Source organism: Microbispora amethystogenes (genome assembly GCF_016863015.1).
GTDB classification, from domain to species: Bacteria; Actinomycetota; Actinomycetes; order Streptosporangiales; family Streptosporangiaceae; genus Microbispora; species Microbispora amethystogenes.
In genome coordinates, this window is the sequence record NZ_BOOB01000013.1 from 21452 (window position 1) to 34452 (window position 13001).

Annotated in this window: 11 protein-coding genes and 1 tRNA gene; 9 read left to right on the plus strand and 3 right to left on the minus strand. The window is 71.5% G+C overall.

From position 1 onward, the window contains the following. Positions 1–22: 22 nt before the first annotated feature. Entirely contained in the window at positions 23–628 is a 606-nt protein-coding gene (locus Mam01_RS08780) for a TenA family protein (RefSeq protein WP_204284888.1), read from the minus strand. Between the two features lie 43 nt (positions 629–671). Here Mam01_RS08780 and Mam01_RS08785 point away from each other — a divergent pair, with 43 nt between their 5' ends. Continuing rightward, positions 672–1328 (plus strand): GOLPH3/VPS74 family protein, encoded by a 657-nt coding sequence (locus Mam01_RS08785; protein ID WP_204284889.1) that lies wholly within the window; start codon positions 672–674, stop codon positions 1326–1328. A gap of 150 nt (positions 1329–1478) precedes the next feature. Here Mam01_RS08785 and Mam01_RS08790 read toward each other — a convergent pair whose 3' ends face one another. Beyond that, complete coding sequence (locus Mam01_RS08790) at positions 1479–2774, minus strand: LCP family protein (protein WP_239101152.1); 1296 nt, start codon at positions 2772–2774, stop codon at positions 1479–1481. Positions 2775–3031: 257 nt separating this feature from the next. On the opposite strand from Mam01_RS08790, the gene Mam01_RS08795 reads away from it, so the two are divergent. Both Mam01_RS08795 and Mam01_RS08800 read left to right on the plus strand, forming a co-directional pair. Beyond that, the gene (locus Mam01_RS08795; RefSeq protein ID WP_204284890.1) at positions 3032–4477 is read left to right on the plus strand and encodes a hemolysin family protein; all 1446 of its coding nucleotides are present in this window, start codon (positions 3032–3034) and stop codon (positions 4475–4477) included. After that, positions 4474–5478, plus strand: a complete 1005-nt coding sequence (locus Mam01_RS08800) for a hemolysin family protein (protein WP_204284891.1) — start codon at positions 4474–4476, stop codon at positions 5476–5478. The genes Mam01_RS08795 and Mam01_RS08800 overlap by 4 nt, the downstream gene beginning before the upstream one ends. A 361-nt stretch (positions 5479–5839) precedes the next feature. Here Mam01_RS08800 and Mam01_RS08805 read toward each other — a convergent pair. Next, positions 5840–5922 (minus strand) — tRNA-Leu (locus Mam01_RS08805). Positions 5923–6080: 158 nt separating this feature from the next. Between Mam01_RS08805 and Mam01_RS08810 the strand changes: the two genes are divergently transcribed. The 6 genes from Mam01_RS08810 to Mam01_RS08835 are packed head-to-tail and all read left to right on the plus strand — an operon-like array spanning position 6081 to position 12968. Continuing rightward, on the plus strand, positions 6081–6821 hold the full coding sequence (locus Mam01_RS08810; protein ID WP_204284892.1) for an FHA domain-containing protein: 741 nt from the start codon (positions 6081–6083) through the stop codon (positions 6819–6821). A gap of 16 nt (positions 6822–6837) precedes the next feature. Further along, positions 6838–7302, plus strand: coding sequence for an FHA domain-containing protein FhaB/FipA (locus Mam01_RS08815; protein WP_150933738.1), 465 nt, complete (start codon positions 6838–6840; stop codon positions 7300–7302). Then, positions 7299–8579 (plus strand): Stp1/IreP family PP2C-type Ser/Thr phosphatase, encoded by a 1281-nt coding sequence (locus Mam01_RS08820; protein WP_204284893.1) that lies wholly within the window; start codon positions 7299–7301, stop codon positions 8577–8579. Before Mam01_RS08815 ends, Mam01_RS08820 begins: the two co-directional genes overlap by 4 nt. A 26-nt stretch (positions 8580–8605) precedes the next feature. Beyond that, entirely contained in the window at positions 8606–9949 is a 1344-nt protein-coding gene (locus tag Mam01_RS08825; protein WP_204285033.1) for an FtsW/RodA/SpoVE family cell cycle protein, read from the plus strand. Then, entirely contained in the window at positions 9946–11403 is a 1458-nt protein-coding gene (locus Mam01_RS08830) for a peptidoglycan D,D-transpeptidase FtsI family protein (RefSeq protein WP_204284894.1), read from the plus strand. Before Mam01_RS08825 ends, Mam01_RS08830 begins: the two co-directional genes overlap by 4 nt. Beyond that, positions 11400–12968, plus strand: a complete 1569-nt coding sequence (locus Mam01_RS08835; protein ID WP_239101153.1) for a serine/threonine-protein kinase — start codon at positions 11400–11402, stop codon at positions 12966–12968. Before Mam01_RS08830 ends, Mam01_RS08835 begins: the two co-directional genes overlap by 4 nt. Positions 12969–13001: the final 33 nt, after the last annotated feature.

Here is a 13001-nt window from a genome sequence, read left to right on the forward strand (position 1 = left end):
GCCCCCACACTAATCGCAGCCGTCAGGGCACGTCCCAGAACGCGAGCTCGTGCTCCATCCCGCGGACGAACAGCTCCCGGGCGCGCGCCGGGTCCGGGGCCGCCTCGTCGATCATCTCGCCGATCCGGGCGGCGAGCGCGGCGAAGCCGGGGTCGGCGTAGGTGTCCACCCACGCGCGGTAACGCGGCTCGGCGGGCGGGTTCGCCGCGAGCAGCCGCCCGAGCGTCGAGTAACCCCACATGCAGGGGTAGAGCGCCGCCAGCCCCTCGCCGTAGCCGGCCGCCGCCTCCAGCAGGAACGACGTGTACGCCGCGCAGGCCGGGCCCTTCACCGCGCCGTCCAGGTCGGCGCCGAAGCCCGCGGCGAGCGACCGGTGCAGGTCGAGCTCCTCGTGCCAGGTCGCGTGGGCCAGGTCGACCAGGTCGCCGAGATGGCCGTCAGGCGCCTGCCAGGCCAGCCGGGAGAACACCCTGACGTAGTCGAGCAGGAACAGGTAGTCCTGCTCCAGCCACGACCGGAAGACCGGCTCGGGCAGGTCTCCCGCCGCGATGCCGCGTACGGTCGGATGGGCGAGCTGGGCGTCGAGCATCGGCCGTCCGATGACGTGCAGGTCCGCTGATATCCCCATAAGTTCTCATTCTTGCGGTAAGGGACGAGTTAGGCTCGATGCCGTGACACTGACGATCGCCGAGGAAGTGCTGCTACTGGCTTACCGGGAGGACACCGGGAAGCCGGTCATCGGGTCCGTGGAGCTCGACGCCGCCCTGGCGGGAGCCGTGGTCGCCGAACTCGCCGTGAGCCGGCGCGTCGATTTCGACGACAAGAAGCTCGTGGTCACGGACAACGCGCCGCTGGGGGACGAGGAGCTGGACCAGGCGCTGGCCCGCATCTCGGGCGAGTCCCGGCGGCACAAGGCCGACTGGTGGGTGGGCAAGCTCCGCATGGGCGGGCTGCGCAAGCGGCTGCTGACCCGCCTCGCCGTACGCGGCGTGTTGAGCGAACAGACCGGCAAGATCCTCGGGATCTTCCCCACCACCCGCTATCCGGAGCTCGATCCGAGCCACGAGCAGGCGGTGCGGGACCGCGTCCGGGACGTGCTGGCCGGGGCCCAGCCCGACGAGCGGACGGCGGCGCTGATCGCGGTCGTCCACGCGGCGAAGCTCGACCGCGAGGCCTTCCCGGACGCGCCGAAGGGCCGCGTCAAGGAGATCGCCCAGGGCGAGTGGGCCGGCGAGGCCGTACGCAAGACGATCGCGTCCGTGCACGCGGCCGTCATCGCGGCCACGACCGCGGCGACCACCGCCGCCACCACCGCGACCATCAACTGACGCTCCGCCCGGGCCTTCGCCCGATCCGGCCGGGGCCGGCGGGTGAAGGCCGCACCTCGGCCGCACCTCGGCCGCGTCGGGCCGGTGTGACGAACGGGGCCGACGGCCCGTCGCCGGCGCCGTGGCACGACGCCGGGGACGGGGGCGGGGTCACTTCGTGATGACGTCCTTGGGGACCTGCTTGTCGGCGGCGAGCGCCTCGAACAGGCGCAGCGCCTTCTGCGTGTCCCACTTCACGACGGCCTGACCGCCGATGGTCGGCAGCGAGCCGATCGGCACGGCCGTCGTGACGGGCCCGCCGCGCATGGCGAGGCCCACCGACAGCAGGTCGAACAGGCCGGTGCCGGGGTCGACGGCGACCGAGTCGGCCGCGTTCAGCGCCAGCGGCACCGACGTGAAGGGGTTGAGCAGCGTGCCGGGGCTCGCCGCCTTCTGGACCACGGCGGAGAAGAACTCCCGCTGCCGCTGGGTGCGGTCGAAGTCGGGGATCGCGCCGGTCTTCCTGGTGCGCACGTAGCCGAGCGCGGTGCCGCCGTCCATGTCCTGGCAGCCCTTCTTGAGGTTGATCCCGGCCTTGTGGTCGTTGATGTCCTGCTTCACGCAGATGTTGACCCCGCCGATCGCGTCCACGATGCCCACGAAGCCGCCGAAGCCGATCTCCATGTAGTGGTCGATCCGGATGCCGGTCACCCGCTCGACCGTCTTGGTCAGCAGCTTCGGCCCGCCGAAGGCGTAGGCCGCGTTCAGCTTGCCGCTGCCGTGCCCCTCGATGGGGACGTACGAGTCGCGGGGCAGGCTGACCAGCGTCGGACGGCCGTCCGAGGGGATGTGGAGCAGCATCATCGTGTCGGTGCGCTTGCCGACCGCCTTGCCGGTGGCCAGCTTCCTGCGCTGCGCGGCGGTAAGGCCCGCCCGGCTGTCGGAGCCGACCAGCAGCCAGTCCTCGCCCGGCGTCTCGGCGGACCGCTTGTCGTAGTCGGTCATCGCCTCGACCGAGTGGAGCCGGGCGCTGATCAGGAAATATCCGGCGATGGCGGCGACGAGCAGGAGCACGACCAGCACCACGACGATCCGGACGACGGTCCTGCCGGTCACCCGGGGACCACGCCTGCCGCCCGAGCCGCCGCCGCGTCCGCCACCGAACCCGCCGCCGAAGCCGCTTCCGGACCCGCCGCCGCGCGCGGTCGCCGACCCGCCGGCGTCCCGGTGCGGGGCGTCCTCAGGGCTCCCGGGCGTCCGCCCGGTCCCCCCTATCGGGCGGATCGGGGTGTTGCCCGAGCGCGGCTTGCCGTACACCTTGGAGCGGGCGCGGGGGACCGTGTCGTCCCTGCCGGACCCCCTCCCGGGCTGCTCCGCCCGGTGCTCGGACCCAGGCGCCCCGAGCGGGGCAGCCTGGGGCTCCCCCGGGCGGCGGATCGCCCGGGTCGCCTCGTTCTCGTCGGCCACGTGAAATCCCCAGCCCCTCAGCGTCCTGACCACCGCTTTGACCTCACCGGCGGAACTCTTTGCCGACGGGCCCCCTCCTTCACGGTACTCAGAAGGCTTCTAAGCAGCCAGTAAACGCCGCCGGGAAACACAGGAGAGATTCCAGCCGTTACGGTGGTATACGAACCACGCGAAAGGATCGACGTGTCCGTTCCGGACCCCTGGAGTACCGGCCCGTGCCTCGGCACGGGCTCCCATGATCATACGGCGGGCGCCCGATGAGCGCCGCCCTCGGTCTTCTTGCCGTTCTCCTCCTGACTCTCGCCACCGGCTTCTTCGTCGCGCAGGAGTTCGCCTACGTCGCCGCCGACCGCGGCGCGCTGCGCGAACAGGCGGCGGCCGGTGACGACGCCGCCCGCCGCGCCCTCGACGTCACCGGACGGCTGTCGTTCATGCTCTCCGGCGCGCAGCTGGGGATCACCGTCACCACCCTGCTGGTGGGCTTCATCGCCCAGCCCGCGATTGCGGGCGTGCTGCGCGGCCCCCTGGAGGCGGCCGGGCTGCCCGGCGCGGCCGTGCCCGGCGTCTCCGTGGCGCTCGGCGTCGTGATCGCCACCGTCGTCCAGATGATCATCGGCGAGCTCGCCCCCAAGAACCTCGGCATCGCGCGGCCCGAGGAGGTCGCCAAGGCCCTCGGCCGTCCGACGGAGATCTACCTGGCGGTCGCCGGGCCCCTCATCCGCCTGTTCGACACGGCGGCGGCCAGGCTGGTCCGCCTGTTCGGCATCGAGCCGGTCGAGGAGCTCGAACACGGCGCGACCCCCGAGGAGCTGTCGCGCATCGTGTCGGAGTCCGCCGCCGCCGGAGAGCTGCCGCCCCGGCTGGCCGAGACGCTGGAGCGGGCGCTGGAGTTCGGCGACCGCACCGCGGAGGACGTCATGGTCCCCCGTCCGCGCGTCGTCTCGCTGCGGGCCGTGTGGCCGGTGTCCGACCTTCTCGACGCCCTGCGCGCCCAGGGTCACTCCCGCTACCCCGTGCTCGGCACCGACGCCGACGACGTCGTCGGCGTGACCGGGCTGCCCGAGTATCTGAAGGCCGGCTCCCCGGCCGACGGGCTCGTCGGCGGCATCACCCGCGCGCCGGTCCTCGTCCCCGCGACGCTGCCGCTGCCCGAGCTGCTGCGCCGGATGACCTCCGCCGGCGAGACGTTCGCCTGTGTGATCGACGAGTACGGCGGGCTCGCCGGCGTGGTCACACTGGAGGACCTCGCCGAGGAGCTGGTCGGCGAACTCGTGGACGAGAACGACCCCGAGCCCCTCGGCGTCGTACGGCACGGCGACCACGTCTGGGACGTGCCGGGCACGCTCCGCCTCGACGAGGTCGAGCGCGCCACCCACATCCGGCTGCCCGAGAGCGAGGACTACGAGACCGTCGCCGGGCTCGTCCTCGCCGCCCTCGGCCGCATGGCGGAGCCGGGCGACGAGGTCGTCTCCCCCCTCGTGCCCGAGCCGCACCTCTTCGAGGACGAGGAGGAGGACACGCGGCACGCCGTGCTCACGGTCCAGAGCGTGCGCCGGCGGGTCCCCGAGTGGATCCGGCTGTCGACGGAGGCGGGGGAGCGGCGGGAGGCCGAGGACGCCCACGCGGCGGCCCGTGAGCCCTCCGGCGGCGTCTACTACGCCCCCGAGCTGTTCTCCGCGTTGTTCCAGGGCAGGCCCGCATGAGTCCGCTGACCGGAGTCCTGCTCGGAATCGTCCTGCTCGCCGCCAACGGCGTCTTCGTGGCCGCCGAGTTCGCCCTGGTGTCCGCCCGCAGGCATCGGCTGGAGGAGATCGCCGCGGGCGGCGGCCGGCTGGCCAAGATCACTGCTCGGGCGGCGGTGCGCGGCGGGCGCGAGCTGTCGCTCATGCTCGCCGGGGCGCAGCTCGGCATCACGCTGAGCTCCCTGGGCCTCGGCATGGTCGCGGAGCCCTCCATCGAGCATCTGCTGGAGCCGGTCCTCGCGCTGCTGCCGGAGTCGCTGCGCACCCCGGCCGCGTACGTCGTGGCGCTCGCCCTGGTGACGTTCCTGCACATGGTCGTGGGCGAGATGGCGCCCAAGTCGCTCGCGCTCACCCACCCCGAGCGCGCCGCGATGGGGCTGGCGCTGCCGTTCCGCGGCTTCGCCTGGATCGTCCGCCCGGTCCTGGCCACGCTGAACGGGCTGACCAACGGCATCCTGCGGCTGCTCGGGGTGCACGCGCGCGACGAGCTCGCCACCACCCGCACGCCCGGCCAGCTCGCCATGCTGGTCGCCGAGTCGGGCCGGATGGGCATGCTCGACCGCGACGAGCACGACCTGCTCACCCGCGCGCTGCGGGTCCACGCCCAGCCGGTGGAGCGCCTCATGGTGCCCGTGGGCGAGGCGCCGTCGGTGCCCGCCGGGGCCGACGCCCTGCTCGTACGGCGGACGGCGGCGCGCGTCGGGAGCCTGCGCATGCTGGTGGTCACCCCCGACGACGTGGTCGGGGTGTGCCACGTGCGCGACGCGATCGTGCGGCCCGACCACAGGGCCGGCGAGCTGGCGACGCCGGTCCCCCGCATGGCGAAGGGCACCACGATCTCCGACGCCGTGACCCTGCTCCAGGAGGCCCGCGCCCAGCTCGGGCTCGTCACGGACGCGGGCGGCACGCCCGTCGGTGTGATCGATCTCACTACGCTGCTGGGCGAGCTGCTGGTGGCCTGATCCGGACGGAGCCCGCAAGCGCGCGGAAAGTGGTTTGAAAGCCGATCTCCGGAGAATGTGCAGTGCGCGATCGAGGGGCCCCGACCGTCGGGGCCCCCGGTGCGTCACGACCTGTGAACCGGGGCCCGACGCCGTACGGGCCGGAAGGAGAGGCCCGACGTGCGTTCACTCCCGACCACGCGGGGCCGCGGCTCGCACGACACAAAGAGAAAGCCTCGCGGGAGGGAAGCTTTGCTTCCGACCATGCGAGGCTGCCGCTTGTCCGGCCGGGGGTTCCAGGGGGTTGTCCCCCTGGGTGACACAAAGAGAAAGCCTCGCGGGAGGGAAGCTTTGCTTCCGACCGTGCGAGGCTGCTTTCTCGTGGGCAAGGGGGGAGTTGAACCCCCACGTCCTTTCGGACACACGGACCTGAACCGTGCGCGTCTGCCATTCCGCCACTTGCCCTTGCGGTTGACCCCCATCTCTGGGTGCCTGGAAAGGTTAGCACGTATCCGCCCGTGCTACCGAACCCGGATACGATCCTTCTCAACGACGATGCGATGGAGCTCAGCGAAGCACCGGAGCGGTCGCGACCATAGACGTAAGTGGAAGGGAGGTATCCGGTGGGAGTCCTTCAGCGCTTCGAGCGAAGGCTCGAAGGGATGGTTGAAGGGGCCTTCGCGCGGGCGTTCAAGTCTGAACTCCAGCCGGTCGAGGTTGCCAGCGCCGTGCAGAGGGAGATGGACGAGCGCGCCGCGATCGTCGCTCAGGGTCGCACGCTCGTGCCGAACGACTTCGTGGTGGAGCTGTCGACGACCGACAGCGAGCGCCTGGAGGTGTACGCCGACAGCATCAGCCACGAACTCGCCACGCTGGCCCGGGAGTACGCCAAGGAGCAGGGGTACTCGTTCGTCGGGCCGGTGCGCGTGCGCTTCGAGACCGCCGACGACCTCGCGGTCGGGCTGTTCCGCATCCGGTCGGGCGTGATCCGTGGCGCCACGGTCGAGCAGGACGAGATCCGGCAACCCCCGAGCGACCTGCCCGCCAGCCGGCCCAACGCGTTCCAGGGCCGCCCCAGGCTGCTCGTCTCGACCCAGGACGACCCCCAGGGGCAGCGCTCGTACGAGCTGACCACCCCGGTGACGTTGCTGGGGCGCGGAACCGATTGTGATCTACGACTGGTGGATCCCGGCGTATCGCGGCATCATGCCGAGCTACGGGTGGAAGGCCCACAGGTCGTGCTCGTGGACCTGGGGTCGACCAACGGCACCTTCGTCAACGGCCAGCCGGTCCGCAGGGTCGAGATGCAGGACGGGACGAGGGTGACCCTCGGCCGCACGACACTGGTGTTCCGGCGCGATTAGAGGTAACAGACGGTCCATGTCCGAGCTAACGCTGCTGCTGATCCGGCTCGCCTTCCTGGCGGTGCTGTGGTTCTTCGTGATCGCCGCGGTCGGCGTCATCCGGACAGACCTGTTCGGTTCGCGCACGGCTCCCGCACCTCCACGGAAACCGGCCAAGCAACCCCGGCCGGTGTCCAAGCCCAAGAAGGGCGAACCACGTCAGCTCATCGTCACCGGTGGCCCCCTGCAAGGGACCATCATCAACCTCACGGAGACGCCAATCACCATCGGCCGGGCGAACGACGCCACGCTGGTACTCAGCGACGACTACGCTTCGAGTCGGCACGCCCGGCTCTTTCCGCAGGACGGCCAGTGGATCGTGGAAGATCTCGGTTCCACCAACGGCACGTACCTCGAACGTTCGAAAGTCACCCGCCCGACGCCGGTGCCCCTCGGAGTTCCGATCCGCATCGGCAAGACCGTCATCGAATTGCGCAAATGACCATCGCACTCCGCTACGCCGCTCGCTCGGACGTCGGGCTCCTCCGTGAAGGCAACGAGGACTCGGCGTACGCCAGCGGCCGCCTGCTGGCCGTCGCCGACGGCATGGGCGGGCATGCCCATGGCGAGGTGGCCAGCTCGGTCGCCATCGCCGCAATGTCGTCCCTCGACCGGGACGCCGCCACCGGCGGTGACCTGCTCGGCGCCATCGAGGCCGCGGTCCGGGACGCCAACCACCAGCTGCACGCGATGGTGGCCCGTGACCCGAGCCTCAAGGGCATGGGCACCACCCTCACCGCGATGCTCTGGAGCGGCCCGCGCTTCGCCCTGGTCCATGTGGGCGACTCCCGGGCCTACCTGCTCAGGAACGGCGAGCTGTACCAGATCACGCATGATCACACGCTGGTGCAGTCGCTGGTGGACGACGGGCGGATCACCCAGGAGGAGGCCGCCAACCATCCCCAGCGCTCGATCCTGCTGCGGGCGCTCGACGGCAGCGGCGAGGTCGATCCCGACCTGCAGGACCGGGAGGCCCAGGTGGGCGACCGGTACCTGCTGTGCTCGGACGGCCTGTCCACCGTCGTCAGCGCCGAGACCCTGCATCTCACCCTGACCACCGTCGACGATCCCGAGGACGTCGTCCGGCAGCTCATCGACCTCGCCAACCGGGGCGGCGGGCCGGACAACATCACCTGCGTGGTCGCCGACGTGATCGAGGTGGACGACGTGCAGCCGCCGGTCCTGGCCGCGGCGGTCGTGGGCGCGGCCGGCTCCGGCCGGGGGCGTTCCCCCGCGCCACCCGACACGCCCGCGGGCCGGGCCGCCACGGTCACCGCGCCGCAGCCCGTGATCACGGACGACGACCTCGGCGACGAGCCCGTACGGGAGGTCCAGTCGTCGGGGCGGCGGGCCCGCAAACGCCGCTCGGGCCCGAAGGTCGCCGCCGGCGTGCTGGTCGTCGCCGTCGCGCTCGGGCTCGGCGGCTACTTCGGCTACGAGTGGACCCAGAGCCAGTTCTACATAGGCGCCAGCGGGGACAAGCTCGTCGTCTTCCAGGGCGTCGACGCGGAGGTCGGGCCGGTGTCCCTCAAGAAGGTCGCCTACACCGACGACATCCGCGTCTCGGCGCTGCCCGCGGTCCAGCAGGACCAGGTCCGCACCGGCATCCCGGTCGACGACCTTCAGGCCGGGATAACCAGGATCAAGAACTTCGGCGCCTCGGCGACGTCCAAGACGGACACCGGGGCGACACCGACCCCCACGAGGTCCGCTAAGTGACTGCTGTCGAAGCCACGCCCGTACCGATGACCGCGAAGCGGCGCGGCGCCCAGCTGGGCATGCTCGCCTTCGCCGTACTGATCGTGATGGGCGCGTACGCCGGCGTCGGGCTCGGGATCAACGGCAAGGTCCCGTCCGGCATGCTCGGCTACGGCCTCGGCCTCGGCGGTCTGATGCTCGCGGCCTACCTGGTGCTGGCCAAGTTCGCGCCGTGGGCCGACCCTCTCCTGCTTCCCCTCGTGACGCTGGTCAACGGCATCGGCCTGGTGATGATCTACCGGCTGGAGGAGGGCGGCATCAAGGACGCCTCGGCCTCCAACCAGCTCATGTGGACGGCGCTCGGTGTGGTGATGTTCTCCGCGACGCTGATCGTGTTGAGGGACCACCGCGCCTTGCAGCGCTTCACCTACACCGCCGGCTTCGTCGGGATCGTGCTGCTCGTCCTGCCCGTGCTCCCGGTGGTCGGCTCCGAGCACTACGGCGCCCGGATCTGGATGAACCTCGGGCCGTTCTCCCTGCAGCCGGGCGAGTTCGCCAAGCTGGCCCTGGTCGTCTTCTTCGCCGGCTATCTCGTCGCCAAGCGCGACGTGCTGGCCCTGGCCGGCCGCCGGCTGCTGTTCATCGACCTGCCGCGCGCCCGCGACCTCGGCCCGGTGCTGATCACCTGGGGCGTCAGCATCGCGGTCCTGGTCGCCGAGAAGGACCTCGGCACCTCGTTGCTGCTGTTCGGCGCGTTCATCGCGATGCTCTACATCGCCACCCAGCGCACCTCCTGGGTGCTCATCGGCCTGCTGCTCTTCGTGGGCGGCGCCGTCCTCGCCGGGCAGGTCTTCAGCCACGTCCAGGCCCGCTTCGAGGGGTGGTTGCACGCCAGCTCCACGGCGGTCTACGACTCGGGCACGAGCTACCAGCTGATGCAGGGCCTGTTCTCGCTCGGCTCGGGCGGCATCCTCGGCACCGGGCTCGGCCAGGGCTATCCCGGCCTCACCCCGTTCTCGTTCTCCGACTTCATCTTCGACGCCGTGGGCGAGGAGCTGGGCCTCACCGGCCTGATGGCCATCCTCATGGTGTACGCGCTGATCGTCGAGCGTGGCCTGCGGATGTCCCTGGCGTCCCGCGACCCCTTCTCGAAGCTGCTCGGGGGCGGGCTGTCGTTCATCCTCGCCTGGCAGGTGTTCATCATCGTCGGCGGGGTGACCCGGCTGATCCCGCTGACCGGTCTCGTGACGCCGTTCATGTCCGCGGGAGGCTCGGCCCTGCTCGCCAACTGGATGCTCATCGCCCTGCTCGTACGCATGTCAGACGCGGCCCGCCGGCCGCCGCCACAGGCGATCCAGGACGAGGGGATGACCCAGGTGATGCAGCGATGAACAGCACGCTCAAGCGCGTCGCCGTGGCCTGTCTGATCATGTTCGGCCTGCTCATGGCCAACGTGACCTATCTGGGCACGGTGAAGGCGGAGAGCCTGCGCAACGACTCGCGCAACGTCCGGATGCTGTACGCCAGGTACAAGATCGACCGGGGATGGATCACCGCGGACAACACGAAGACCACCCTGGCCAAGACCGTCGACACCGGCGACCCGAAGTTCCGGTTCGAGCGGGAGTATCCGCTGGGCAAGCCGTTCACGCACGTGGTCGGCTGGTTCGCGCCGGAGAGCGCCGCGGGCATCGAGAGCGCGATGGGCCGCTACCTCGACGGCTCGCACCCCGACATGGTGGTCCGCCGGGCCATCGACATGATCAGCGGCAAGCCCGCCAAGGGCGCGAGCGTCGACCTCACGCTGAACACCAAGGCCCAGGAGATCGCGTACAAGGACCTGGCGAGCACCGGCAAGCGCGGCGCGGTCGTGGCGATCGAGCCCAAGACCGGCAAGATCCTGACGATGGTGTCGGTGCCGTCGTACGACCCGAACCCGCTGGCCACGGCCAGTAAGGACAAGGTCAACAAGGCGTACAACAAGCTCGACAAGGACGGCGACAAGCCGCTGCTGAACCGGGCGATCGACCTGACGTACGCCCCGGGGTCCACGTTCAAGACGGTCACCTCGGCGGCCTACCTCAGCGACGACTCCTCCCGCGACGAGAACACGCAGGTCGACGCGCCCGACTCGCTGCCGCTGCCGGGCACGAGCATCTCGCTGCCGAACTACCACGGTGAGTCCTGCGGCGGCCGGGCGACGCTGGTCGAGGCGCTGACCATCTCCTGCAACACGCCGTTCGCGAAGATGGGCATGGAGCTCGGCTGGGACAAGCTCAAGGAGCAGGCCGAGAAGTTCGGCGTCGGCAAGCCGCTGGCGATCCCAATGTCGGTCGCGGGCAGCAGCATCGGCAAGGAGGAGGGCAAGGCCGAGCTCGCCAAGACCGCGATCGGCCAGCAGAGCAACCAGATGACCCCGCTGCAGATGGCGATGGTCGCGGCCGGCATCGCCAACCAGGGCACGGTGATGAAGCCGTACCTGGTCAACAAGGTCCTCGGGCCCGACGGCGCGGAGATCGACGGAACCGACCCGGAGGCGCTGAGCGAGGCCGTCACCCCCGAGGTCGCCGGAGAGCTGACCAAGATGATGATCAGCGTGGTCGAGAACGGCACGGGTGGCGCGGCCAAGCTCCCCGGCATAACCGTGGCGGGCAAGACGGGCACGGCGGAGACCGCGCCGGGCAAGCCGTCGCACGCGTGGTTCATCTCCTTCGCCCCGGTCGACGACCCGCAGGTCGCCGTGGCGGTCTTCGTGGAGTCGGGCAGCGCGGGCAACGACGCCACCGGCGGCGCGGTGGCCGCGCCGATCGCGCACGACGTCATGCAGGCGGTGCTCGGACAGTGACCGAGACGGTGCTCGGCGGCCGGTACCGGCTGACCTCCCCCATCGCCGCGGGCGGGATGGGCGAGGTCTGGCGGGCCGATGACGAGTTGCTGGGCCGGAAGGTGGCGATCAAGCTCCTCGGCCGCCACGTGGCGGGCGACTCGACCTTCCGCGACCGGTTCCGCTCCGAGGCCCGGATCACCGCCGCCCTGACCGATCACGGCATCGCCCAGGTCTTCGACTACGGCGAGACCGACGACGTGGCCTACCTGGTGATGGAGCTGGTGAAGGGTGAGCCGCTGTCGGCGGTCATCGCCCGCAACGGCGCGCTCGGGCCCGAGGTCACGCTCGACGTCGTGGAGCAGACGGCCCGGGGCCTGCACGCGGCCCACCGGGCCGGGGTGATCCACCGCGACGTCAAGCCCGGGAACCTGCTCGTCACCGAGACCGGCCAAATCAAGATCACCGACTTCGGCATCGCCCGCGCGCTGGAGGCCGCGCCGCTGACCGCGACCGGCCTCGTGCTCGGCACCGCCCAGTACGTGAGCCCGGAGCAGGCGTCCGGCGACACGCTCACGCCCGCGAGCGACATCTACTCCCTCGGCGTGGTGGCGTACGAGTGCCTGGCGGGCCGTCCGCCGTTCACGGCGGAGACCCCGGTGGCGCTCGCGCTGCGGCACCTCAACGACACGCCCCCGCCGCTGCCCGGCAACGTGCCCGCACCGGTGGCGGCGCTGGTGATGTCCATGCTGGCCAAGGATCCGGCCGCGCGGCCGGAGACCGGCCAGCCGCTGGTCGACCTGGTGCGCGGCCTGCGTGGCACCCTCGCGGGCACGGCCGCCTCGACGGCGGTGCTCGGCTCGCTCACCGATCCCCAGGGGTTCCCCGCTGCCGGAGGCCACACTCTCGGAGGCGGAATCGGAGGCGGAATCGGCGGAGACGCCGGCGGGACCAGGCCGCTGGGCGCGGCGCCGAATCCCGGTTCTCCGCACCTCGCACCGGGAGCCGGGTATCCCGGCGTCACCTCCCCGTTCGGCCAGGCGGGCCCGGAGTCCGCGCTGCCCACACGTCCGGGCGGGGCGCCCGCGGGCGTCCCCGGAGCCGGAGCCGGAGCCGGGGTCCGGCGGCCGGGCGGCGCCGGCGGGCACGCGGCGGGCGGGCGCAGGCGACGGCCGGCGGCCCTGATCCTCGCCACGGCCGGCTGCGCGGCCGCGGTCGGCATCGGGGTGCTGGCGTTCACCGCCGCGCGCACCGGCGACACACCGCCCGACACGGGGGAGACCACCGCGCCCGCGACCTCGCCGTCCGCCTCGCCGACGCCGTCCGAGGCGCCGGCGCGGGAGTCCAGGCCGGCGGCGCCGCCGTCGCACCGGCCCACGGCCCGCAGGACGTCGGCTGAGCCGACCGCCGTTCCGTCGGCTACCGTAAGCAGGTCGGCACCATCCACCCGGACGCCCGAACCGGAACCGTCCCCGACCTCTTCCTCGACCTCGGAACCGACGTCCACCCCGGCCAAGGACACCACCGAGACTCCGCGCCCCACGGAACCCCCGCCCGACACGAACCCTCCGGCTGAGGGGGAGTGATGAGGAAAAAGGTCGATGATGGACACCGGCGGC

What these genes read in the sequence shown, in the direction of transcription:
- Mam01_RS08780 (WP_204284888.1), bottom strand. Translation starts at nt 628, where the DNA reads ATGGGGATATCAGCGGACCTGCACGTCATCGGACGGCCGATGCTCGAC.
- Mam01_RS08795 (WP_204284890.1), top strand. Translation starts at nt 3,032, where the DNA reads ATGAGCGCCGCCCTCGGTCTTCTTGCCGTTCTCCTCCTGACTCTCGCC.
- Mam01_RS08800 (WP_204284891.1), top strand. Translation starts at nt 4,474, where the DNA reads ATGAGTCCGCTGACCGGAGTCCTGCTCGGAATCGTCCTGCTCGCCGCC.
- Mam01_RS08815 (WP_150933738.1), top strand. Translation starts at nt 6,838, where the DNA reads ATGTCCGAGCTAACGCTGCTGCTGATCCGGCTCGCCTTCCTGGCGGTG.
- Mam01_RS08820 (WP_204284893.1), top strand. Translation starts at nt 7,299, where the DNA reads ATGACCATCGCACTCCGCTACGCCGCTCGCTCGGACGTCGGGCTCCTC.
- Mam01_RS08825 (WP_204285033.1), top strand. Translation starts at nt 8,606, where the DNA reads ATGACCGCGAAGCGGCGCGGCGCCCAGCTGGGCATGCTCGCCTTCGCC.
- Mam01_RS08830 (WP_204284894.1), top strand. Translation starts at nt 9,946, where the DNA reads ATGAACAGCACGCTCAAGCGCGTCGCCGTGGCCTGTCTGATCATGTTC.